Raw genomic sequence first — 22866 nt, forward strand, 5'->3', positions numbered from 1 at the left:
TTGGTATCATTGCCGCTTCAATCGATTCAATGGAAATTAGAATGCAACTGTCAAAGCTAACCCAAGAGATTTTTGATCACTTATACCGTGATATCACCGAGTTCCGTAGTACGTTCGACTTACCAGTCGCAGACGCTGCAAGCCTTGATACGCAAGCAGACACACTACACACCTCTTTGGCGATCGAAGAGCTAACAGAGCTAGCAGAAGCAGATTGTAAAACTGAGCAAGCAGATGCCATCGTAGACAGCGTGTATGTATTAATGGGCCGTCTCGTTCATCTTGGCCACAGCAAAGTAGAAGACAACCTGGCGATCAGCTACTTAATTGATCTTCTATTAAACGTTGCGGTAAACCGTGGTATCGAATTTATTCCTTGCTGGGATGAAGTCCATTCAAGCAACATGAGCAAAGTATGCCGTAACGAGCAAGAGTACTCAGAAACAGAAGCATTCTACGCGGAACAAGGCATCAAGTTGATGGCGGTGCAGAAAGGTGAATACATCATCGCGAAATGCGCCGAAGATTTCGTATCGGAAGGTAAAACCATTCGTAAAGGCAAAGTACTCAAATCTGTTTACTACCGGCCAGCAGATCTAAAACCGTTAACTCAATAAGCGTTGAGTTTGGCTTTCTCGATTAAAAAAACGACCTCAAGTAGGTCGTTTTTTTATTGTCCCTAAATACTAATCAAAGATTAAATAAGGTTGCTCATCTACGATGACCTTTTTGACTTGAGTATTGAACACTTCCCCGAGAGCTTCTTCCGTTAGCACAGTATCGGCACTTCCTGATGAGTGCAGCACACCGTTGTTAAGCAGCAATACTTTATCTGCGTGCTTTAATGTGCGATTGAGATCGTGATTAGCAACCAATACTCCAATTCCCTGCGCCGCCATAGCGTTAATCAATTGATAGAGCAGACCCTCTTGCGCAATATCTAACGGTGCTGCTGGCTCATCCAAAATTAAAAACTGCGAAAAAGGATTAATGGTACGCCACACCTGCAAACATACACCTGCTAATCGGACACGCTGCCACTCACCACCGGATAATGTTTGAATACTGCGATGAAGCTTATCTTGCAGTTGTACCAGCTCCACCACCATATTGACGGCATCACGCACTTTGATATCCGCAATCTCAGCACCACTTGGCAGAGATAAAGCGAGATACTGAAACACATCAACATTAAACGCTGGGCGCGATTGCTGACACAAATAACCTCGAACATGAGCTTGCTCTGACAACGGTAAAGTAAGCAAGTTTTTGTTGCCAACGTACACTTCACCACTCATACCGTCTCGGTGACTTAACGTACCAGAAATCGCAGCCAATAAAGTACTCTTACCGGAACCATTAGGCCCAACGATATGTACGATTTCGCCAGCTTTGCATTCAAAAGAAAGAGGCAATAATCGACTACCAACCGACATATGTTTAACGTGCATCATGACTCTTCACCAGCATCCAGATGAAAATAGGTGCGCCAATCGATGTTGTCATGACACCTAAAGGTAACTCTGCGGAGTCCAATAACAGTCTTGCGCCGATGTCAGCAAATACAAGCAACGCAGCACCAGATATTGCAGAAAGTGGCAATAAATAACGGTTTTCCGTACCAAAAGCCAAACGCAACAAGTGCGGCACCACCAAACCAACAAAACTGATGATGCCACCCAAAGCGACTGAACTACCCACCAAAACAGAAATGGCGAGGATCAATTTCCAACGCATTTGATGCACATCGACACCCAATTGGGTCGCATGAATCTCACCCAGCATCAATCTATCAAGCGATTTGCCTTTACAACATAACCAGATGAGCACCGGTAACATCACCAAGGTAACGGTATGTTGATACCAACTCGCACCGCCAATACTGCCCATTAACCAATACATCAGTTGGCGTAAGCTAAGATCATCACTAAAGTAAAAAGCCCACGTCACAATCGCGCTCGATAAAATACCCAATGCGACCCCAACCAAAAGCAATCGAGCCGTCGTCAGGTGCATTGCCCTTGCTATCGCCACCAAAACAAACGTGAAGACCATCGAGCCTGCAATCGCTGCCAACATAAAAACAATCGGGGTAGGAAGAACAGGTGACGCGAACATGATTAAGACCATTGCTAAGCTTGCACCACCAGATATACCGAGCACGCCAGGTTCAGCCAACACGTTCCCAAGCAACACTTGTAACGTCGCGCCAGATACCGCTAACGCAGCACCAATAATTGCCGCAGACACTAACCTCGGTAAACGCAAGTCCACCAATAACTTCTGTTCAAATGCAGATAAGGATTGAAAAGGAGAAAGGAAAATTTCTCCGACCATCAAGTGAATGGCAGAGAGTACAGCGAGCACGATCGACATAACCATCAGGTTACGTTGCCAGCGTCGTTCCTTGTTCAGGATAAGTTGTTGAAAATCCATAGCGGCCGATAAAAACAAACGAGGCTTAACCTTACAGTTAAGCCTCGGTAAATTGCAATTAACTTCTCAAAGCAATGTTGGATTAATCGTAAACCAACTCACCCTCTTCAAAACGGGTTTTCACTTCACAAACCATCAGAGCTGCACGTTGACCTATTGCGACGTGGCGGTTCGGGAAGACAATCGCTTCGTTTTCATTCTTCGCCATTAATGGTTTGTCGCCATCATGACCAAACACTTCGCCGTGAACAAATGAGGTGAAGTTTTCAACATTATCGTCGAACATAAAGTCAAAGTCTTCGTTCAAACGAACGATTGTGCGACTTACGCGATACTTAATGCATGGTTTTGGTAGGTGTTCTGGCTTCGTTTCCGCAATCAAATTACGTAAAGACAAATCAAACGCGGTCAGTTTATCGAGGTCATTTTCACCAATACGAGCCACGCGTCCAAGCTCCATTGTGAGAGCCTGCGCACCAAAGTTCTCGGCACTGTACCAGCTAAACGTGCTCGATGGTGAGTTTGACAGGAGCACAGCTTCAATGTGTGCACTGTCCAAGAAATCGATCAATGCCTTGCTGCGCACAGGATGACGAGTCTTAGGACTTACTGCAAACGTATAGTGCTTCGAGCCTCTAATCGCGCAGTGTAAATCAAGGTGCCAGCGTGTTGTCGGGTCGGTATCCTGATAAAAATCTCGAACAAGCAGCTTAAGTGTATCGGCGATAACAAGCTCTTTTGTCTGTTTATGTTCTTTTTCGTCAAACAGACGGTTGAGGTTTTCTTCGAGGAATCGCGTGTGCGCCAGAGTGGATTCTGGGTGAGCGATAATGAACAGACAACGGGTATCGACCGTCTGGAACCCAGATTCTATGTCTTGAATAATGGAATCCACCAGCTCCATCGGTGCGGTTTCATCTCCGTGAACCCCACAAGAGATGATGATGTTCTTCGTATCCTGAGTATAATTCGCAGGGATTACTTCTAATACACCACGCTGATAGAGTTTAAGTTTTACACCGCTAGAAAGCACCTGCTCCGCTGGTGCAACATCAATATGAACATCTAACGTGTCAGTTAAAAACGATTGGCGAAAGAGAGACTTCGTCATGCGTTACTCCTTAATAGCACGGCGGATATGTTAATAAATTGTACAAAGGATTTTTGTTGCTGCGATCTCACTTATGAGTAGAAATCACTATTTCCCTCGAAAATCCGATGCCTTTTCGCGCCAGGCACTCAAATCAAGCATTGAGGCGTTTAATTTTCAAACAATTACAAAGTGTTAGGGCTGTGAACTTTACCACAGCCCTGATTAAGATCATTATGATTTGATCAAATTTTTGTAGCTATAAAGCAGATTATGCATCAACACTGCGAAAAACTTAGCCGCGCTGTGCGAGCAAACGCTCAAACTCATCGACTTTTTCACGCACTAGCTCAACACTCTGCTGCCAAAACGTTGGCTGGGTTAAATCCATCGACAGGTGCTTTTCGACGACATCTTCCGCCATCATGCAGCCTGTATCGCGCAGCAAATTGATGTAATCGGTGTAAAACGCTTCGCCTTTGTTTTCTCGCTGTGCATAGATACCCTTGCTAAACAAGAAACCAAATAGGTATGGGTAGTTATAAAAGCTCACGCTATCAATAGAAAAGTGCAACTTGCTTGCCCAGAAGTACGGATCCGGTTCGCTCATTACGTCGCCATACCATTCTTTCCAAGTTTCTGACATCAACTCACAGAATTCATCTGCGGTTAACTCTCCATCCTGGCGGCGTTCATAGAACGATTTTTCAAACTCGTAGCGAACCGGAATGTTGATCATTAAAGCTAGCGCCGATGACAACTCTTCCCACAACATCTCGAGCTTTTCATCAACGCTCTCAGCTTTCGAAATCAAATGATCACGAACGATGTTTTCTGCAAAGATAGAGGCGGTTTCTGCTAACGTCATTGGGTAGTAAGTTTGGCAAAGTGGCAAATCACGAATAACCCAGTTATGGAACGCATGGCCAAGTTCATGTGCCAGAGTCATAAGGTCTGAACGGCTGCCACTCCAAGTCATAAACACAAGTGGTGTTCGCGTTGCTGGCAGTTTGGTGCAGTATGCGCCAAGACGCTTGTTAGCATTTGGCGCGGCATCAATCCAACCATTTTGTACCATCAAACGGACAAATTCCGACATCTCAGGGTTTACTGTTTCAAATGCTTCACAAATAACCTCAATCGCTTCATCAAAGTCGTAAACCTTCGCTTCACCGCTCAAAGCAGGCATAGCCGCCAGATGATTCCAAGGTTTCATCTCATCCAGACCATGTACTTGCGCCATCAATAAACCCGCTTTCTGACCAATAGCTCGACTGTCTTTGGCTACGGTCATCATCGCATTTAAAGTTTTAGCTTGGATTCGGCTACCATGCAAACTCGGCTCTAGGAAGTGAACTTCACGCTTCGTAGAACGCTTTTTGTTTTCAGTTAAGCGCCATCCTGCTAACGCATTCAAAATCGCAGCGAATGATTCTTGGTGCGTTTGCATTGCATCTTGTACGCCTCGCCACGCGGCTTCTTGACGCTCGAATTCAGAACCATAAAGAATGCTTGCCGCTTGAGAAAACCCAAGCTCTTCACTATTACCATCTGTGTACTCAAGCTTCACTTTCAATGAGCCAGTCAGGTTATCGTATAGGTTACCCCAAGCCGATTTGCCATCCACACTCATCGCAGCCAGTAACTGTTCTTCTGCGTTGCTAAGACGAGTATCCGCCAACTTTCTAGAATTCAAGATAGAAAAAGCTTGCCCACTGATATCAGGATTCTCATGGTCTAACACGCGCAAGATAAACTCTTCGTCGGCATGCGTTAGTGTCAAATCAAAGGGACTGAACGCTTGGGAAAGCTCCGAAAAGATGCGGGTCATTTTACCAAGTAACGATTTCGCTTCGGCGTTTGTTGCATCAACAGAAGCATAACAACTCGCAAAATTTGCAACTGTGCCCGCTAAACGACTCGCAGCTTCATTGGTCAAAATCGCATTTTGCATGATCTCTACGTTGCCACAATCTGCTGATTGTTTATTCAAAAGATCAATACATTGTTCCACAAGAGCAATATCGTCTTGAATTCGTGGGTCAGAAAGGTCGTTATAAACGATGGACAAATCCCAACTCGGCGTTGTCATTTCTATATTTCCTTTTTATGTAACTGAGTCAATTTTCGCTTCCTGCACCTAGCAGATGGGCTTCCACTGACATCTTCCGTGACTATGCCCGTAAGCAATATCGTTCTGGGCATTTTAATATTTATAAATTAACGAGTTAAAAGAGGTACGCCAATCGAACGCACCGAGGCGTAAATTTGCTCATCTATGGTAACTGTTACATGCGTGACAGAAGCGTTTCCTATCGACAACGTCGAATACCACTTTGGGTTACGCCAATCTAACTCCAATACATGAGCAAGAATCATACGAATGACGCCACCATGCGTGACGATAAGTAGATTGTCATTGATATCGTTGATGATTTGAGACCAAACGCGACATATGCGCTCAGAAAATGTGCTTAAGCTCTCAGCATTCGGCAACGTATGTTGTGCTGGCGATTGCCAAAAAGCATCTAGCTTTTTCCACTGCTCAGTGAGCATATCAAAAGGCATACCATCAAAATCACCAAATGCCATCTCTTGTAAAGACTCATCCGTCATTACTGGTAATAATTGCTGTTCAGCAATGATGTTTGCCAGTTCTTGACAGCGTGAAAGCGGAGAAGAAATTATTCCACCCACACCTCGTCCACTCTCGGCCCAAGCCCGAGCAATACTCTCTTGATCAGCAGGCGTAACTTTTACATCTGTTTGGCCATGGAGCCCTGGTGGAGCGTCTACTTTTCCATGACGCACAAGATAGATATTGAGTGTTTTCATTTTGTTCCATCCTACTCTTTAAGAACCAACGGCAAACCAGCAGAAACAAAGGTAACGCGATGGCAAACACTGGCTAGTTTTTGATTCATCCGTCCTGCATTATCCACAAAATAACGACTAACCGCCCCCAAAGGTACAATTCCCATTCCAACCTCGTTAGAGACGAATATTAACGTCGCATCTGAGCCACATACCACCTGTATAAGCTTTTCAATTTCTGCTTCTAGCTTCTCATTGGAACATTCATCACCTAACTCAAATATCCAATTGTTGAGCCACAAGGTTAAACAGTCGATCAATACAACATCGGTGATAGCGAAATTTGTCAGTAACTCAGATAAATGAAGGGGGCATTCATGCTCTTGCCACTCGCCCCCGCGTTGCTTTTGATGATGCGCTATTCGCTCTCGCATTTCTTGGTCAAATGGCAGCGCGGTTGCAACATAGTGTAATGATCGATGAGAAGCGACCGATAATTGCTTAGCTGTTTTTTCTGCCAAATGCGACTTCCCAGAGCGCGCGCCACCGAGTATCAATTGCTTCATGAGGAGTGATACAACCCAATCATAGTGAGATAAATAAGCAGTTCCGACAACTGTTGCGCTGCGCCAAGGCAATCCCCCGTAAAGCCGCCAATTCTCTTGGTTAACCAACGTTTGAACATCAAACGAAATACCACGAGAACAAGCGATATCAAGATCGCATCCGCGATACCAAGCACAAGCAATGTTACGCCACCAGTAAACAACAAAATGGAGACTTCTAGAGAAGACTGGCGACTTGCTAGCGGTTTACTTTTCGACGTATCACTGTCACTGACATAAGGCATGTCATAAATAAGCGTCGCTGCTAGTGATCGGCTTGCGGTGTAAGCGACGACAATGACCAACCAAAAGTGCGGCAAGTTAGCCAGTTCACTCCAAAAAACATACTTAGCCAATAACGCCATAATGAGAGTGGCGGCACCATAAGTGCCAATACGACTGTCTTTCATAATAGAGAGGCGTCGCTCTACGGTCATGCCACCGCCAATGCCATCCGCCATATCGGTCAAGCCGTCTTCGTGAAAAGCCCCAGTTAACAATAAGCTAAACACCATCGTTAATACTATGGCAACCGACTCTGGGAAAAAAATTGAGGTGAGCGAGAATACTAAAGCGCAAAGTGCTCCAAGCACGAGACCAACTAACGCAAAGTAACGGCCTGCCTGATTCATGCGTTCTTCACTGTAAGGCAACGCTTGGGGCACGGGTAAGCGGCTAAAAAAACTGGTAGCTAATAGAAATAACTCCCACTGGTATCTTAACGATGACGGCGTGACTTTCTCAGAATTATCAGGGACTGACACTAAACTGTAACTCCTGCACTCTCAAAGCTCGCCATTTTGTTGTAAAACTGGGCAGCAGCTTTTAACAGAGGCAAGGCAAGAGCGGCTCCTGTTCCCTCCCCTAGCCGTAAACCAAGGTCGAGCAGAGGTTCTGCTTTAAGATGTTCCAATACAAATTTATGTCCATTTTCTTCAGAGCGATGGGCAAACAACATGTATTCACGCGTTTCTTCGTCTAACAACGTCGCAATATAAGCCGCTACCGATACGATAAACCCATCCACTAAAACTGGAGTTTTAAGCCGCTTGGCTTCTAAAAAAGCGCCCACCATTTGTACGATTTCAAAACCCCCAACCTGTGCGAGAATCGCTTTGGTATCAAGACCTCGACATCGGTTTACCCCCTGTGCTACCAGTTTATATTTGCGGCTCAACTGCTGTTGATTGATTCCGGTGCCAACGCCAACACAATAATCAATATCTAATGAGCTCAGCGCCGATAACAGTGCTGAGGCCGAACTGGTATTACCGATGCCCATCTCGCCGAACATTAAGAGGTTTGAACCATGCAAAATGGTATGCTCAGCAATCTTCGCACCATATTCTAAACCTAACGCCACTTGTTCTGGGGACATCGCGGATTGTTTAGAAAAATTAGCCGTACCGTTACCCAACCGTTGTTCAACCAAGTTGGGATGGGATTTAAATTCTGGAACCAGCACATCAATAGGAGCCAACATGCCGCAATCTATTACTTTGAGTTGAATGCCATTAATGTCGCAAAAACAGTTGATGGCTGCGCCGCCAGCGAGAAAGTTAGCCACCATTTGCTGAGTGACTTCGCTTGGCGCAATGCTCACACCCTCCTCTGCAACGCCGTGATCTCCAGCAAATACCAGCATGCTCGGTTTGCAGATAGCGATGGAATCAACTGGCTGAGGTTTATTCTGACTTTGAATAAGAGCTAACTGCAGTGCCACTTTTTCCAATAAGCCTAAAGAACCGACGGGTTTGGTTTTGTTATCTATGCGTGCTTGTATCTCCGCAGCAAAAGAGTCATCCATTTTTTACGTTCCTTTGATGTTGTCTGGGTGAGAGGTGTTCTGTTGTTCAAGAGGTCTTGTTCAGCGACAGTTTTTGCGCGCCCACTATTGTATACACTTGCATCCAATTGGGGCAGCGCTAATCAAGTTTATCTCAGGATAGTCTGCCGAGTTCGCAGAGCGTCTCACCTTTCTTGCACGAGATTATAAGTAACTCGTTGAAATCCGCTACAATAGCTTAGACTATGTTCCCATATAGGAGAAAAGATATGGACAACAACACCTGCGCAATCATCGCCGGTGCAACTGGCTTAGTAGGCTCAAAAGTCATTGCAAACCTCATAAATCAATCAGGTGTTGGAACCCTATATTATCTTTCTCGCCGCCCACTCGATGGCGTCCTAGATGTGGAAAACAAGCTTATTCCTCTCATTGATGCAGACCTTTCTATCCACCAATGGGATGAGAACCAACCAACACCAACCATCGGCTTTATCTGTTTAGGCACGACCCTTAAGCAAGCAGGCAGTAAGGATAATTTGCGTAGAGTAGATGTTGATCTGGTGTGTAAAGTCGCCCAGCAGATGAAAACAATCGGAGTTAAACGCCTTGCGGTTGTTTCTAGCCTCGGTGCAAATAGTAAATCGCCATCCCATTACTTAGCTTGTAAAGGACAAATGGAACAACGAATCGAAGCTATGGATTTTGAGGAAATCGTATTTGTTCGCCCAGGCCCGCTTGTTGGTCAACGTCAAAGCCCAAGAATGGACGAGAAGTTAGTACAAACTCTGTTTAAGGTAATTCGCCCATTCATGCTTGGCAAACTGTCCAACTTTTTACCGATTCGAGCAGAAGATGTCGCCAAAGCGATGATTTATCAACTTTTCAGTTATCAAGAAGACTCGGTGGTTTACTTACAAAGGAAAGAAATGCGTGACTTACTGCATCACTACGAATAACCATTTTGTACAATTAACGTGCTAATTCACGCTCTCACGCGACTTAGATCTCGTTTTTATATTCATTTTAGATCTAGCTAATACCCGTTTGTCATTTTTAAAGTTATATCACGAGCGTTATCTTACGCTCCATAAATACATCCGTATAAAACCCCGTATAAAAAACAACCGCCACTTCGGTTGGTTGATAAGGTCAAATTATGAATTTTGCAGTGATAGCCTCTCTAGCCGTCTTTGTTGGCATATTGTTCTTTCTATTTAGTCAGCAACAAAAGAAACATACTCTTTCACGTCTCGTTTTGATCGGTCTTGTTACCGGTTCTCTTTTTGGTCTTGCTTTGCAACTCATTCACGGTGAAGGCAACAGCGCAATTGCTCAAACACTTGAATGGGTAGGCATTGTAGGCAGTGGCTACGTTGGTCTACTGAAAATGGTCATCATGCCACTAGTATTGGTATCGATGATCTCTGCAGTTGTTAAATTGGAGAAAGGTGGATCTTTAGGTAAAATTTCTGGCCTGACCATCTCTGTTCTTCTAGTAACGACTGCAATTGCTGCACTTATCGGTATCTTGGTGACAACAACATTTGGCCTTTCAGCAGAAGGGTTAACTGAAGGTGCGCGTGAAACCGCTCGTATCGCCGTTCTAGAAAGCCGTGCCGGTACAGTAAGTGACCTAACTATTCCTCAAATGCTAGTTAGTTTCATTCCAACCAACCCATTTGCTGATCTAACAGGTGCTCGCTCGACATCGATTATCGCTGTAGTGATTTTCGGCGTGTTAACTGGTATCGCCGCTCGTAAAGTGATGATGGAAAAAGCAGAGTTGGAATCACCGATTCGTACTTTCGTAGAAGCTGCTCAATCTATCGTTATGCGATTAGTGAAGATGATCATGGCCCTAACGCCATACGGCATCGCAGCACTGATGGCAAAAGTGGTAGCGACATCAAGCGCAGGCGACATCCTAAACCTACTTGGCTTTATTGTGGCGTCTTATGTTGCTATCGCACTGATGTTTGTTGTTCACGGCGTATTAGTCTCTTTTGTCGGCGTTAGCCCTGCGGAATACTTTAAGAAAATCTGGCCTGTACTGACCTTCGCGTTTACATCTCGTAGCTCAGCAGCAACAATTCCACTAAACGTAGAAGCGCAAATCACGAAGCTTAACGTACCACCAGCGATTGCAAACCTATCAGCATCGTTTGGTGCCACTATCGGCCAAAACGGCTGTGCGGGTATCTATCCTGCAATGCTTGCAGTGATGGTAGCTCCAACAATGGGTATCAACCCACTTGATCTACACTTTATCCTGTCATTGATTGCGATTATCACCATCAGTTCATTTGGTATTGCAGGTGTTGGCGGCGGTGCAACGTTTGCAGCCTTGATTGTTCTTCCTGCAATGGGCTTACCTGTGACCATCGCGGCGCTACTTATCTCTATTGAACCATTGATTGACATGGCACGTACCGCACTAAACGTTTCAGGCTCAATGACTGCGGGTACAATTGCTAGCCGAGTGCTGAAGTCACCAGAAAGTGAAGCAACATTGGAAGAAACACGAGCATAGAACTCAAATTCCTTCCAAAGCGATAAACGTAAAATATCAAGCCGATGGTTCGCCATCGGCTTTTTTCATTTTCAAAAATTCAACTTGCATCTTTCGTTGCTAGTCAAGGCGTTGAATGGTCTAATACTGTCATCGGTTTTGTAAACGGTAAGCAGAATGCACCAAGATAATCAGCCCACTTTTTTCTTCTTTGATTATGAGACATGGGGAACCAACCCCGCGAAAGATCGCCCAAGCCAGTTTGCTGGTGTTCGTACAGATGAAAACTTTAATATCATCGGCGAGCCTTTAGTCATGTACTGTCAACCACCAGCTGATTATCTTCCGTCTCCTGAAGCTGCGCTTATTACTGGTATTACTCCGCAAAAAACGGTTCAAGAAGGCCTTTCTGAGCCAGAGTTTATCGCTAAGATTCACGCTGAACTCGCGAGACCAAATACCACCAGTTTAGGCTACAACAGCATTCGCTTTGATGACGAAGTGACCCGTTATACTTGTTATCGCAACTTTATCGATCCATACGCATGGAGTTGGCAAAACGGTAACTCGCGTTGGGATTTACTCGATGTACTACGCGCGTGCCATGCCCTTCGCCCAGAAGGCGTAGAATGGCCAGAAAACGAAGATGGCTTCACTAGCTTTAAATTAGAACACTTGTCTGTGGCTAACGGCATAGAACATAGTAACGCGCACGATGCCATGGCAGATGTGATTGCGACTATCGAAATGGCAAAGAAAGTAAAAGCAGCGCAACCAAAATTGTTTGATTACTTTTTTTCTATGCGCCAAAAGCGCAAGCTCAATGATTTAGTAGACATCGTCAACATGACACCGTTGATGCACGTTTCAGGCATGCTAGGGCGCGAATGCCAGTACACTAGCTGGATTGTGCCTGTTGCTTGGCATCCAACCAATAATAACGCCGTTATCACCATCGATTTAGCGAAAGACCCTCAACCTATTCTTGAGCTATCCGCAGAAGAGCTGCACGAAAGACTCTACACTAAGCGCGAAGATCTTGGTGAATTGCTACCAGTGCCAGTTAAACTAGTTCATTTGAACAAATGCCCTATTCTCGCCCCTGCAAAAACGTTAACGGCTGAAAATGCGGAGTCTATTGGCATTGATCGCCAGCAATGTCTCGCTAATCTCGCTTTGTTGCGCCAACATCCTGAAATTAGAGAAAAGCTGATTAGCCTCTTTTCAGTCGAGCGTAAATTCGATAAAAGTGATGACGTCGATACACAGCTTTACGACGGGTTCTTTTCTCCGGCTGATCGCGCAGCTATGGATATCATTCGAGAAACCGACCCGAATAATCTTGCTGCATTAGACATTGAATTTGATGACAAGCGCATTAAACCTCTATTGTTCCGCTATCGTGCGCGTAACTTCCCAGGCACATTAGACGAGCAAGAACAAAGACGCTGGGCACTACACTGTCGAGAAGTGTTTGAAAGCCAAATTGAAGAGTACATGCTGAATTTAGAAAACTTAGTTCACGAACATGAAAGTGACGAAAAGAAGATTGCGATATTAAAATCCGTGTACTGTTATGTAGAGAGCTTAGCTTCCTAACTCCTCCTAATACAAGCGCACCTTATGGTGTGCTTGTTGTTTATATACTGTCAAAATGATTAAAGAACGATTCTTACAACTGATCCAACTGCTCATTTCAATCTTCCTCATCATGGGAGCACTTGGCATCGGAATTACCATTCAAAAGTTCACTGGCGTTTCCGTTCCAGGAAGTGTCATCGGTATGCTCGTACTGTTTTTCTCCATGACTCTTGGGCTTGTAAAAGTCGACTGGGTCAAACCGGGCGCCACGCTATTTATCCGCTATATGATCTTATTGTTCGTTCCTATTAGCGTCGGATTAATGCAACATTTCGATATGCTACTCGCTAATGCCCTCCCTATCATTGCTAGCGCAGTTGGAGGCTCACTCATTGTACTAGTCAGCCTCGCTTGGCTGCTGGACTACTTGCTAAAGGAGAAGCACTGATATGTGGTTAGTTGTTACCATTGCGGTTTTTCTTGTCGCGCGCCAAATTGCAATCAAAGTGAATAATCCTCTAGCAAATCCTTTGCTGATCAGTATTGCAGTGCTCATTCCTTTGCTTACTTACTTAAATGTACCGTTTGAAACGTATTATGCGGATAACGAAGGGATCAGTTTTTTACTTCAACCAGCCGTAGTTGCTCTGGCTTACCCGTTATATGAACAACTACCACAAATTAAAGCAAACTGGCGAATCATCACTTTTGCTTGCACAGTAGGCAGTGTGATGTCGATGATGACAACCACCTTGATCGCAGTCGCTTTCAAAGCGGATATCAGTTTAATCGCAAGTCTAGTGGGTAAATCCGTCACTACGCCAATAGCAATGGAAATTTCGAGTCACCTCGGTGGTGAAGCTGCCGTTGCGGCGATCTTGGTTCTGATTGTTGGTTTATTGGGCGCGATTTTGGCATACCCAATTTACAACTTAATTGGAATTAAACACCCGATTGCACGTGGTCTGACAATGGGTACAGTCTCTCATGCCTTAGGCACCGCTACTTGTGCAGAGAAACAGCCCATAGATGCCGCGTTCTCATCACTCGCATTGGTTTTATGTGGGATCATAACTTCTATTTTGGCTCCAAGTTTTTTTGCTTTGGCGGTCTGGCTATATCAATAGTTAAGCGCTCTCGGTCTGCCCTCCTTCCGGCAGGCCGTAGCCTTTCCGTTTCTTACTTATCCCTTTTCAAAACCCTATCTTATCTATCAAACTCACCCAGTAATATCGTGAAGGGACTTGACTGAGATATACATTCATAGCATTAGCATTCTAGCTGCTACCACTCGCTCTAGATTACGTAAGTATAAAGTAGCATAGCGGTAAAAGTCGCGTTGGTAACATACTCCTGCTCCTTGGTCATATGAATATATACTGATATGGTTAATTGTGAGACGGAGATAACGCTTCACACCTGTGCAATCGAATACATGTGTGAGCTCACTCTAATTATGTAACAGAATTATCAATTGCATTATTTATCGTGATCTAACGCACGGAACATTTCTATCTTTCACATAGAATAACTGTCCATGCAATAACAAGGATTCAACATGAAAAGTCGCATTGAACAGGCGCTAGCAGGCGCTCCAGAAGCACTTTCCAAACAACTTGCTCCTATCATCCAAGCTGATGATTTTGATGCTACGCTTTCAGTTCAACAATTTGAGCAGTTGCTTTCAGCTACCGGTCTATCAGACAAAGAGCTTCGTGTTGCGCTACTTCCTTTTGCCGCAGCGTACTCCTATGCTCCCCTTTCTGACTTTTATGTCGGCGCTATCGTTCGTGGTCTTTCAGGTCGCCTTTACTTCGGTGCCAACATGGAATTCTTTGGTGTACAGTTGGGTCAAACGGTTCACGCAGAGCAGTCTGCGATTAGCCATGCTTGGATGAAAGGCGAACGTGGTGTTAAGGATATCACTATCAACTTCAGCCCATGTGGTCACTGCCGCCAGTTCATGAATGAGTTATCTACCGCAAACGAGCTTAAAATCCAGCTCCCAGAACGCGAAGAAAAGTCACTTCATGAATACCTGCCTGAAGCCTTTGGACCAAACGATCTCGGTATCGAGTCCGGCTTAATGGCAGAAGTTAAACACCAATTCTCATGTGATGATGAAGACGCACTCATCCAAAGTGCAGTTGAAGCGATGAACATGAGCCACTCTCCATACACCAACAACTTGAGTGGTTTAGCATTAGAGATGACTAGCGGCCGTGTATTCCAAGGCGCTTATGCAGAAAATGCAGCGTTTAATCCTAGCTTGCCACCGCTACAAGTTGCGCTAATCCAAGTTTTACTTGCGGGTGAAACCTTTGACAGCATCAAAGCCGCTGCATTGGTAGAAAACTCTGAAGGTAAGATCAGTCACTTAGCCGATACGCAATCAACGTTGGAAGCGTTGAATCCAGATATTCCGCTTAGTTTTGTCAACGTATAAACTACAAATTCAACAAAAAGCTCTACAACATGTAGAGCTTTTTTATTACCTAAAAACCAAAAGCAAACGTTTGCTTTGTCATGAAACTTCAGTATGATCTCCTGCAATTTCTGTCTCATCACTCTATTTTGTAAGGGAACACTATGTTTGGCACTGCAACTAGCGCAAATGCTACCCGTGTATTACTTTTAGGTTCTGGCGAACTCGGTAAAGAAGTCGCCATTGAATGCCAGAGACTTGGTTTAGAAGTGATTGCTTGTGATCGCTATGCCAATGCTCCAGCGATGCAAGTCGCTCACCGTAGTTATGTTATCGACATGTTAGATGGGAACGCCTTAGAAGAAGTTATTACGAAGGAACAACCTACTTACGTCGTACCAGAAATTGAAGCCATCGCAACCGGCAAACTGGTAGAGCTTGAAGAAAAAGGACTGAATGTTGTTCCAACCGCTAAGGCAACCAGGCTAACAATGAATCGTGAAGGTATCCGACGTTTGGCAGCAGAAGAACTGGAATTGACGACTTCACCTTATCGTTTTGCAGATAACTTTGAAGACTTCAAAGCCGCGGTTGAGCATGTGGGTATTCCGTGCGTGGTGAAGCCTGTGATGAGCTCTTCAGGTAAAGGGCAAAGTGTTATCAAGACCGAAGACGACGTTACAAAAGCATGGGATTACGCTCAGGAAGGCGGGCGTACGGGTGCAGGTCGCGTTATCGTGGAGGGTTTTATCGACTTCGATTACGAAATCACTTTATTGACCATCAGAGCCGTTGACGGTGTGCATTTCTGTGCTCCAATTGGTCATCGTCAGGAAGATGGCGACTACCGCGAATCATGGCAACCGCAAACTATGTCAGAAAACGCAGTAAAAGCAGCTGAATACACGGCTGAGAAAGTGGTAAACGCGCTCGGTGGCTACGGCATCTTTGGTGTAGAGCTATTTGTTAAAGGCGATAAAGTCATTTTCAATGAGGTCTCTCCTCGCCCTCACGATACGGGTATGGTTACAATGATTTCACAGGAAATGTCTGAGTTTGCTCTCCACGTGCGCGCGTTTACCGGAATGCCAATTAATAATATTGTGCAATATGGCCCATCTGCGTCTGCTGTTATTCTTGGACAAGGAACTTCCACAAACATTCGCTTTGAAAACCTAAGCAAAGCTTTAGCTCAACCTCAAACACAAGTTCGTCTATTCGGTAAGCCAGAAATCGATGGTCGCCGCCGTTTAGGTGTTGTCCTTACGCGACGAAAAACCACCGAAGAAGCCGTTCAAGATGCTGTTGAAAGTGCTTCAAAAGTGAATATCATTTATTAAATACGAACCACTCATACAAAAATAGCGCAGCTCAAATTGCTGCGCTATTTCGTGTTCCAAACCGAAGAGAGCCTATTCACTCTCGATTAAGTACACTTCTTCAGAGAAGCGACTTAAGCCTTTTTTCGCAATTTTAGGATGATTCTCGTCAGCTTCATCTACGTTCAAACAAGTAACTTTGTAACCTGAAAATAACTGCTCAATCTCTTCGACCGGCACGCTAAATGGAGGCCCCGCCATCTCTTCTTGAGGATAGTTGAGTGTAACAAGCAAAATACGACCGCCTGGGTTCAAAAGTTGCTTGAGACGCTCTACATACTCCTCTCGCATATCTTGCGGTAAAGCAACCAACGCGGCGCGATCATAAATGATATCGGCTTGAGATACTGGTGCAGTGAAAAAGTCCCCAGTATAAATAGAGAGCTCATCAAATTGATAAAGCTCGTGCATGCCATTAAGAGGCGTTACCGTTGGCGTGTAAAAATGTTCAGCAAAAAAGGCACGCACAGCAATATGGCTTAGCTCAACACCTTCAACCGAATCATGCTTCATCGCTAGCCAAATCAAGTCTTCTGACTTTCCACATAAAGGAACTAACACTTTATCTTCACGCTTTGGATTAGTGTGTTTCCAATATACTGGTAATAGCGGGTTTACATCTTCCAAGTGAAATCCGATCTGATTGCTGGCCCATTTGTTATGCCAAAATTCTTGGTCTCTCATTTTACTTTCTACTTGTCGGCTGTTTTCATTTTGAGAGGTAAGACTAACGTTTTTTTTCAATTTGTCTATGCCGTTCATCTTTGGTTAATACTGCGGTGATAGGATGTAATCGGTCTCATAGGAGACGCGCCTTTATCTGATAATCAGAATAAAGAAAAGAGAAATGGTGATCTAACGCACGATTCTACTTCAAGATAAAACTGAAACCTTGGAATCTTTCGTAATGGCCCCATTTATAAGTTAGTACCTGATTTGCCGAACTTAGCGACCTTTATGTTCCCTATTTTCTAAGTACAAGCAAGTTAAGGAGAGTGAATGAGCTTATTTCTTCGTACTACAGCATTGATGCTTTTGGTACTTAGCCGTGCACCGGCATTTGCCGCACTTCCAATTACCCCTGCGCCTAGTGGCGAACAAAATCGTTCAACCAGCCAAAACGAAGTTTGTTCGAAACTTTTTAAACACAGCCTTAGCGGTTTATATGGCATTCAGTCAATCGACACCACACCAACTCAGCCATATTCTGACTTCGACATCCTTTACAGCAAAGCTCACCAAGCACAATTTGAACTTGAAACTATCTGTAAGAGTACCGCACTTCTTAATGACGCTCAGCCATACTTCGCAGGCGTGAAATCCAAACAACGAGCAGAAGAAAAGATAGCTTTAGAGTTAGATGGGAAAGTTGAACGTATTACTGACCTAGCACGTGCAACGATTGTAGCTGAAGACGTCGCGAGCTTAGTCTCCATTTATGAAACGTTAGAGCGTGAAACAACTATTGTGAAAGTAAAAAATCGATTCAAAAAACCTGGCCCTTCAGGATATAGAGACTTGAACTTGCTCGTTCGTTTACCAAAAACAAACCTAGTAGCCGAAGTTCAACTGCACTTGAAAGCAATCGCAGATGTAAAAAGCGGTCCCGAACACGACCTATACGAAAAAATCCAGAAACTAGAACGTCAAGCGATGTTGGAAAAACGTGAGCTAAGCGAAATAGAGCTTGCCTCTATTCGCAACATGCGTACACAGTCTAAGAACTTGTACCAACAAGCATGGCAACCATACTTAACAACGCATCTAGAAGCGGCGTAACCGATATCATTAAGCGTCTCTCATAAACAGAAAAACCACCGCATTGCGGTGGTTTTCATTTGTATGCACACGAATTTTACGCAAAAAAAGACCACGCCTTAGCGTGATCCATTTATTCGGCTTACTGTACTTTCTTCAGGTTTTCTACACGAGCTTTTAACTTCTGACCCGGGCGAAAAGTCACTACACGTCGAGCAGTAATTGGAATATCTTCACCAGTTTTCGGGTTACGACCAGGTCGTTCATTCTTGTCACGAAGATCAAAGTTACCAAAACCTGACAGTTTTACCTGTTCGCCACTTTCCAGTGCCTTACGAATCTCTTCAAAGAACACTTCCACCGTTTCCTTGGCGTCCCGCTTACTAAATCCTAATTTATCAAACAGGTTTTCTGCCAGTTCGGCTTTTGTGAGCGCCATAAAACTTTCCTCAAAGCTATGTTAAACAATGCTACGTTAGTGTAGCGCCAGAGCAGTTTTACCCTACCAATTCAACAACATATCGGGGTTACATCAGGAAGTGTATGACAAGCTTATGATTTTCGCCAACTTTTTTCTTGGCGAACAAAAGGAATAGCACTACGTAAATTATTGTTAAACGCCAGAAATTTGATATTTTTGTTTTTGTTTCATCTTTATCAGGAAAAACATCCAGATTATAAAACTAAAAGTAGTTTAAATATCAACATTAAACACTATTTAATAAAAATATCAGATATTGGTTATTTAACAGACACTTGACATAGAACTTGTCGTAAATTCAGTGATTTGTATGTAACTCGATACGTAACAATTAGATTAAAAGGTATGACCACCTGTACTTTGCAACTGTGCTTTGAAAGCTTGATTAAACCCACGCTTCTCGCTGTTTAACGATGACGCCATATATAAAGATTGATAATGTGGAAGTTCGTGTATTTCCTCATTAGCTTCTTACACTGCTTCTAGGCGACCATGATTAATCAAATCATAAATATTCTTTTCCCTGTTTTTGCTCTTGTCGGAGTTGGCTATTTGGTCGGTCGTTACATCAAGCCTGACTTTCGCCCAATAAACCGCATTAATATTGAGGTTTTTACGCCAGCACTGGTATTTTCGTCACTCGTTAGCATGCCGCTCGATTCAAATCAGGGGCCGCTTCTTTTGGCGGCAATTGTTGCGGTTTTAATTCCCGCACTACTCATGATCCCGGTATGTCGATGGACGTCACTCTCGTTTAAAACCTGGGCGCCACCACATATGTTTCGGAATAGCGGAAATCTAGCTATTCCTTTGTTTACCTATACGTTTGGAGAAATTGCGCTGTCGTCAGCAGTGCTTTTATTTGTCGTGTCAGCATGCTTGCATATCAGCTTAGGCGTAATGCTGCTTAGTCATGGCAACCCTTTTAAGCAAATAGTCAAGATGCCAATCTTTTTAGCAGCGTCGTTGGCTCTGTTTCTCAACGTGTCAAATGTGGGTGCATGGGCGCCTTTATGCGAAGCCACTGCTCTACTTGGGCAAGCGGCCGTACCCGTGATGCTTTTATCTCTGGGGGCACAAATGTGTCATTTACGGTTGGACGGTTTAAAGATTGGTGTGTTGTGTACCGTGCAGTCACTGGCAACTGGTGCTGTCGCTTTTGCACTTATTTATTGGTTAATTCCCCTTCCAACGATGCAATTGCAAATGATGGTGCTCTTCACAATGCTGCCGCCAGCCGTCATGAATTACCTATTTGCGGAAAGACTGAATATAGAACCCATGAAGGTGGCGTCAATGGTACTATTTGGCAACTTTTTCAGCATTCTTACGCTGCCTCTTCTGCTTAGCTATACCCTCTCACTCGCTGCCTAACCGCCAATAAGCTATCGTTAGCGTGTATTAGCTGAAAAACAATACGTTCCTAATCTCGGGTAAGGGCCATCCCTAGTTTGGTCTAGTATTTTAAAATAATGAGGGGTGGTGCGAGCAGTAAGGAACTTGAACAACGATAAGGTAATCCTAAAAATAAAAAAACCCTGCCAAACTGGCAGGGTTTTCATTTCTTAAGAAGATACGTTACGCGAGATTAGTCACGTAGAGACGCACCAAACTTCTCAGAAACGTGAGCAACGATAGCGTCAACCGCACCAGCGATATCTGCATCTTCAAGCGTACGCTCAAGTGACTGTAGAGTCAGAGCGATTGCTAGGCTCTTCTTACCTTCTTCAACGCCTTTACCTACGTAAACGTCGAACAGTTTTGCATCTTTAAGGAACTCGCCACCTTGCTCTAGACAAGCGTTAACAATGTCACCAGATGCAACAGCTTCATCCACTACTACCGCGATATCACGACGGTTTGAAGGGAATTTAGAAAGTGCTACCGCTTCTGGGATCACTTTGCTGTTAATTGCAGACCATTCGATTTCGAATACGATAGTACGACCATTTAGACCGAACTTACGCTCAAGCTCAGGGTGAACGGTACCGATCACGCCTACTTCTTTGCCGTCTACGATGATTGCCGCAGATTGACCTGGGTGAAGTGCTGGGTTAGCTTTTTTGCTTTCAGGTGACAGTGCAGCGAAAGAGTACGCTTTTTCGTTTGCAGATAGCTCTAGAATCGCTTCTAGATCGCCTTTAAGATCGAAGAAATCAACGGTGTTAGTTTCAATATCCCAGTGCTCTTCACCGCGAGTACCAGCAATAACACCTGCAAGCATCGGCTCTTGGCGCATGCCGTTTTCTGCAGTTTCACATGGGATGAAACGTAGGCCGTATTCGAATAGACGAACGCGTGGCTGTTGACGCTTCTGGTTGTGAACAACCGTGTTCAGCAGACCTTGGATAAGACCAAGACGCATTGCTGACATGTCTGCAGAAATTGGGTTTGGAAGCACTAGAGGCTCAACACCAGGTACAACTAGCTTTTGTTGCTCAGGCTCAACGAAGCTGTATGTAATTGCTTCGTGGTAACCGCGGTCAACAAGAAGATCACGAACGCGTTTCAGTGGAAGATCCGCTTCAACGTGGTTGTGCATCTTAAGTGCTGCTGCTGGGTGTTGGTTAGGAATGTTGTTGTAACCGTAGATACGGCCAACTTCTTCAATCAGGTCTTGCTCGATAGCGATATCGAAACGCCATGTTGGCGCAACTGCCATCCAACCTTCTTCTGAAGCTTCAACAGTCAAACCTAGTCGCTCTAGGATTTCTACTACGTCGCTATCTGCAATGTGGTGACCTAGCAGGTTGTCTAGCTTAGTACGACGTAGAGCAACTTTGTTTGGCTTAGGTAGGTCTGCTTCAGACTCTACTGCAACAACAGGTGCTACTTCACCACCACAGATCTCAACTAGAAGCTGAGTTGCACGCTCCATTGCGCTTACTTGCAGTGCGTAATCTACACCACGCTCGAAACGCATTGAAGAATCAGTGTGCAGACCGTAGCTACGTGCGCGACCACGAATATGGTCAGGTGCAAAGAATGCACACTCTAGTAGAACGTCTTTAGTCTCAGTTGTTACACCAGACTCTTCACCACCAAAGATACCTGCGATTGCAAGTGCTTTGTTGTGGTCAGCAACTACTAGTGTATCTGCGTTTAGTTCTGCTTCGCTGCCGTCAAGAAGTGTTAGCTTCTCACCTTGCTCAGCCATACGAACTACGATGCCACCTTCGATCTTCGCTAGATCGAATGCGTGCATTGGTTGACCTTGCTCTAGAAGCACGTAGTTAGTGATGTCTACTACAGGGTCGATCGAGCGAATACCACAACGACGCAGTTTCTCTTGCATCCATAGTGGCGTTTCAGCTTGAACGTTTACGTTCTTAACTACACGACCTAGGTAACGTGGACACGCAGCTGGCGCTTTCACTTCGATAGACACTTTATCGTCGATTGAAGGGGCAACTGCTTCTACTAATGGCTCTGTCACGTCAGCACGGTTTAGTACGCCAACTTCACGAGCTAGACCACGAATGCTGAAACAGTCTGCGCGGTTTGCTGTTAGGTCTACGTCTACTGTTACGTCGTCTAGACCTAGGAATTCACGGAAATCAGTACCGATTACTGCGTCTTCTGCTAGTTCCATGATGCCGTCTGACTCAACGTCGATACCTAGTTCAGTGAACGAACAAAGCATGCCGTGAGATGGCTGGCCACGTAGTTTCGCTTTTTTGATTTTGAAATCGCCTGGAAGAACAGCACCAACTGTTGCTACTGCTACTTTCAGACCTTGGCGACAGTTAGGTGCGCCACAAACAATATCTAGAAGCTCTTCTTCACCCACGTCAACTTTAGTTACGCGCAGTTTGTCTGCATCTGGGTGTTGGCCACATTCAACAACGTGACCGACTTTAACGCCAGTAAAAGAACCAGCTACAGGAAGAACGTCGTCTACCTCTAGGCCGGCCATTGTAATTTGGTGAGTTAGCTCGTCAGTAGTAACCGCAGGGTTTACCCACTCACGAAGCCATGATTCGCTGAATTTCATGTTGA

21 protein-coding genes are annotated in these 22866 nt (G+C 44.6%); 10 read left to right on the plus strand and 11 right to left on the minus strand.

Annotation, left to right across the window (positions count from 1 at the left end):
• The first annotated feature begins 41 nt into the window (after positions 1–41).
• Positions 42–617, plus strand: coding sequence for a nucleoside triphosphate pyrophosphohydrolase family protein (locus KJB35_RS06785; RefSeq protein WP_005377875.1), 576 nt, complete (start codon positions 42–44; stop codon positions 615–617).
• Positions 618–686: 69 nt separating this feature from the next.
• On the opposite strand, the gene btuD is transcribed toward KJB35_RS06785, so the two are convergent.
• From btuD to cobT, 8 genes are all read right to left on the minus strand, one after another.
• Positions 687–1454, minus strand: coding sequence for a vitamin B12 ABC transporter ATP-binding protein BtuD (gene btuD, locus KJB35_RS06790; protein ID WP_017820884.1), 768 nt, complete (start codon positions 1452–1454; stop codon positions 687–689).
• Complete coding sequence (gene btuC / locus KJB35_RS06795) at positions 1441–2436, minus strand: vitamin B12 ABC transporter permease BtuC (protein ID WP_005377877.1); 996 nt, start codon at positions 2434–2436, stop codon at positions 1441–1443. The genes btuD and btuC overlap by 14 nt, the downstream gene beginning before the upstream one ends.
• A gap of 82 nt (positions 2437–2518) precedes the next feature.
• Positions 2519–3547: a succinylglutamate desuccinylase gene (locus tag KJB35_RS06800; protein ID WP_017820882.1), complete on the minus strand. Its 1029-nt coding sequence runs from the start codon at positions 3545–3547 to the stop codon at positions 2519–2521.
• 274 nt (positions 3548–3821) lie between these two features.
• A complete protein-coding gene (locus tag KJB35_RS06805; protein ID WP_017633944.1) occupies positions 3822–5618 on the minus strand; it encodes a M3 family oligoendopeptidase in 1797 nt (598 codons plus the stop codon).
• Between the two features lie 128 nt (positions 5619–5746).
• Complete coding sequence (gene cobC / locus KJB35_RS06810) at positions 5747–6361, minus strand: alpha-ribazole phosphatase (protein WP_005389801.1); 615 nt, start codon at positions 6359–6361, stop codon at positions 5747–5749.
• A gap of 11 nt (positions 6362–6372) precedes the next feature.
• A complete protein-coding gene (gene cobU, locus KJB35_RS06815; RefSeq protein WP_064368167.1) occupies positions 6373–6906 on the minus strand; it encodes a bifunctional adenosylcobinamide kinase/adenosylcobinamide-phosphate guanylyltransferase in 534 nt (177 codons plus the stop codon).
• Complete coding sequence (locus KJB35_RS06820) at positions 6903–7709, minus strand: adenosylcobinamide-GDP ribazoletransferase (protein WP_031778983.1); 807 nt, start codon at positions 7707–7709, stop codon at positions 6903–6905. Before KJB35_RS06820 ends, cobU begins: the two co-directional genes overlap by 4 nt.
• A complete protein-coding gene (gene cobT, locus KJB35_RS06825) occupies positions 7709–8752 on the minus strand; it encodes a nicotinate-nucleotide--dimethylbenzimidazole phosphoribosyltransferase (RefSeq protein WP_005377883.1) in 1044 nt (347 codons plus the stop codon). The genes KJB35_RS06820 and cobT overlap by 1 nt, the downstream gene beginning before the upstream one ends.
• Before the next feature lie 248 nt (positions 8753–9000).
• Here cobT and KJB35_RS06830 point away from each other — a divergent pair, with 248 nt between their 5' ends.
• The 7 genes from KJB35_RS06830 (at position 9001) to purT (ending at position 16589) form a co-directional block, all read left to right on the plus strand.
• Positions 9001–9690 (plus strand): NAD(P)H-binding protein, encoded by a 690-nt coding sequence (locus KJB35_RS06830; protein ID WP_047100706.1) that lies wholly within the window; start codon positions 9001–9003, stop codon positions 9688–9690.
• 200 nt (positions 9691–9890) lie between these two features.
• Positions 9891–11264 carry an L-cystine transporter gene (locus KJB35_RS06835; RefSeq protein ID WP_047100707.1) on the plus strand — a complete coding sequence of 458 codons (1374 nt, stop codon included), beginning with the start codon at positions 9891–9893 and terminating at the stop codon, positions 11262–11264.
• A gap of 156 nt (positions 11265–11420) precedes the next feature.
• Positions 11421–12842 carry an exodeoxyribonuclease I gene (sbcB, locus tag KJB35_RS06840; protein ID WP_047100708.1) on the plus strand — a complete coding sequence of 474 codons (1422 nt, stop codon included), beginning with the start codon at positions 11421–11423 and terminating at the stop codon, positions 12840–12842.
• A gap of 55 nt (positions 12843–12897) precedes the next feature.
• Positions 12898–13272 (plus strand): CidA/LrgA family protein, encoded by a 375-nt coding sequence (locus tag KJB35_RS06845; protein WP_005397786.1) that lies wholly within the window; start codon positions 12898–12900, stop codon positions 13270–13272.
• A 1-nt stretch (position 13273) separates the two neighbouring features.
• Positions 13274–13951, plus strand: a complete 678-nt coding sequence (locus KJB35_RS06850) for an LrgB family protein (RefSeq protein WP_005377888.1) — start codon at positions 13274–13276, stop codon at positions 13949–13951.
• A 431-nt stretch (positions 13952–14382) separates the two neighbouring features.
• On the plus strand, positions 14383–15270 hold the full coding sequence (cdd, locus tag KJB35_RS06855) for a cytidine deaminase (protein ID WP_005377892.1): 888 nt from the start codon (positions 14383–14385) through the stop codon (positions 15268–15270).
• Positions 15271–15413: 143 nt separating this feature from the next.
• A complete protein-coding gene (gene purT / locus KJB35_RS06860) occupies positions 15414–16589 on the plus strand; it encodes a formate-dependent phosphoribosylglycinamide formyltransferase (RefSeq protein ID WP_017633939.1) in 1176 nt (391 codons plus the stop codon).
• 72 nt (positions 16590–16661) lie between these two features.
• On the opposite strand, the gene KJB35_RS06865 is transcribed toward purT, so the two are convergent.
• Complete coding sequence (locus KJB35_RS06865; protein WP_021707633.1) at positions 16662–17312, minus strand: thiopurine S-methyltransferase; 651 nt, start codon at positions 17310–17312, stop codon at positions 16662–16664.
• A gap of 315 nt (positions 17313–17627) precedes the next feature.
• On the opposite strand from KJB35_RS06865, the gene KJB35_RS06870 reads away from it, so the two are divergent.
• The gene (locus KJB35_RS06870) at positions 17628–18407 is read left to right on the plus strand and encodes a phosphoribosylglycinamide formyltransferase (protein WP_025766820.1); all 780 of its coding nucleotides are present in this window, start codon (positions 17628–17630) and stop codon (positions 18405–18407) included.
• Between the two features lie 121 nt (positions 18408–18528).
• Here KJB35_RS06870 and ihfA read toward each other — a convergent pair whose 3' ends face one another.
• The gene (gene ihfA / locus KJB35_RS06875) at positions 18529–18825 is read right to left on the minus strand and encodes an integration host factor subunit alpha (protein WP_005377899.1); all 297 of its coding nucleotides are present in this window, start codon (positions 18823–18825) and stop codon (positions 18529–18531) included.
• A gap of 534 nt (positions 18826–19359) precedes the next feature.
• Between ihfA and KJB35_RS06880 the strand changes: the two genes are divergently transcribed.
• On the plus strand, positions 19360–20241 hold the full coding sequence (locus tag KJB35_RS06880; RefSeq protein WP_033905148.1) for an AEC family transporter: 882 nt from the start codon (positions 19360–19362) through the stop codon (positions 20239–20241).
• A 214-nt stretch (positions 20242–20455) separates the two neighbouring features.
• On the opposite strand, the gene pheT is transcribed toward KJB35_RS06880, so the two are convergent.
• Positions 20456–22861 carry a phenylalanine--tRNA ligase subunit beta gene (pheT, locus tag KJB35_RS06885; RefSeq protein WP_285469430.1) on the minus strand — a complete coding sequence of 802 codons (2406 nt, stop codon included), beginning with the start codon at positions 22859–22861 and terminating at the stop codon, positions 20456–20458.
• Positions 22862–22866 lie beyond the last annotated feature (5 nt).

It is taken from the genome of Vibrio sp. D431a, assembly GCF_030248655.1.
GTDB lineage: Bacteria > Pseudomonadota > Gammaproteobacteria > Enterobacterales > Vibrionaceae > Vibrio > Vibrio alginolyticus.

What these genes read in the sequence shown, in the direction of transcription:
- btuC (WP_005377877.1), bottom strand. Translation starts at nt 2,436, where the DNA reads ATGGATTTTCAACAACTTATCCTGAACAAGGAACGACGCTGGCAACGT.
- KJB35_RS06800 (WP_017820882.1), bottom strand. Translation starts at nt 3,547, where the DNA reads ATGACGAAGTCTCTCTTTCGCCAATCGTTTTTAACTGACACGTTAGAT.
- KJB35_RS06845 (WP_005397786.1), top strand. Translation starts at nt 12,898, where the DNA reads ATGATTAAAGAACGATTCTTACAACTGATCCAACTGCTCATTTCAATC.
- ihfA (WP_005377899.1), bottom strand. Translation starts at nt 18,825, where the DNA reads ATGGCGCTCACAAAAGCCGAACTGGCAGAAAACCTGTTTGATAAATTA.
- KJB35_RS06830 (WP_047100706.1), top strand. Translation starts at nt 9,001, where the DNA reads ATGGACAACAACACCTGCGCAATCATCGCCGGTGCAACTGGCTTAGTA.
- KJB35_RS06805 (WP_017633944.1), bottom strand. Translation starts at nt 5,618, where the DNA reads ATGACAACGCCGAGTTGGGATTTGTCCATCGTTTATAACGACCTTTCT.
- cobC (WP_005389801.1), bottom strand. Translation starts at nt 6,361, where the DNA reads ATGAAAACACTCAATATCTATCTTGTGCGTCATGGAAAAGTAGACGCT.
- KJB35_RS06835 (WP_047100707.1), top strand. Translation starts at nt 9,891, where the DNA reads ATGAATTTTGCAGTGATAGCCTCTCTAGCCGTCTTTGTTGGCATATTG.
- pheT (WP_285469430.1), bottom strand. Translation starts at nt 22,861, where the DNA reads ATGAAATTCAGCGAATCATGGCTTCGTGAGTGGGTAAACCCTGCGGTT.
- sbcB (WP_047100708.1), top strand. Translation starts at nt 11,421, where the DNA reads ATGCACCAAGATAATCAGCCCACTTTTTTCTTCTTTGATTATGAGACA.
- KJB35_RS06850 (WP_005377888.1), top strand. Translation starts at nt 13,274, where the DNA reads ATGTGGTTAGTTGTTACCATTGCGGTTTTTCTTGTCGCGCGCCAAATT.
- KJB35_RS06785 (WP_005377875.1), top strand. Translation starts at nt 42, where the DNA reads ATGCAACTGTCAAAGCTAACCCAAGAGATTTTTGATCACTTATACCGT.
- cdd (WP_005377892.1), top strand. Translation starts at nt 14,383, where the DNA reads ATGAAAAGTCGCATTGAACAGGCGCTAGCAGGCGCTCCAGAAGCACTT.
- cobT (WP_005377883.1), bottom strand. Translation starts at nt 8,752, where the DNA reads ATGGATGACTCTTTTGCTGCGGAGATACAAGCACGCATAGATAACAAA.
- KJB35_RS06870 (WP_025766820.1), top strand. Translation starts at nt 17,628, where the DNA reads ATGAGCTTATTTCTTCGTACTACAGCATTGATGCTTTTGGTACTTAGC.
- btuD (WP_017820884.1), bottom strand. Translation starts at nt 1,454, where the DNA reads ATGATGCACGTTAAACATATGTCGGTTGGTAGTCGATTATTGCCTCTT.
- purT (WP_017633939.1), top strand. Translation starts at nt 15,414, where the DNA reads ATGTTTGGCACTGCAACTAGCGCAAATGCTACCCGTGTATTACTTTTA.
- KJB35_RS06880 (WP_033905148.1), top strand. Translation starts at nt 19,360, where the DNA reads ATGATTAATCAAATCATAAATATTCTTTTCCCTGTTTTTGCTCTTGTC.
- KJB35_RS06865 (WP_021707633.1), bottom strand. Translation starts at nt 17,312, where the DNA reads ATGAGAGACCAAGAATTTTGGCATAACAAATGGGCCAGCAATCAGATC.
- cobU (WP_064368167.1), bottom strand. Translation starts at nt 6,906, where the DNA reads ATGAAGCAATTGATACTCGGTGGCGCGCGCTCTGGGAAGTCGCATTTG.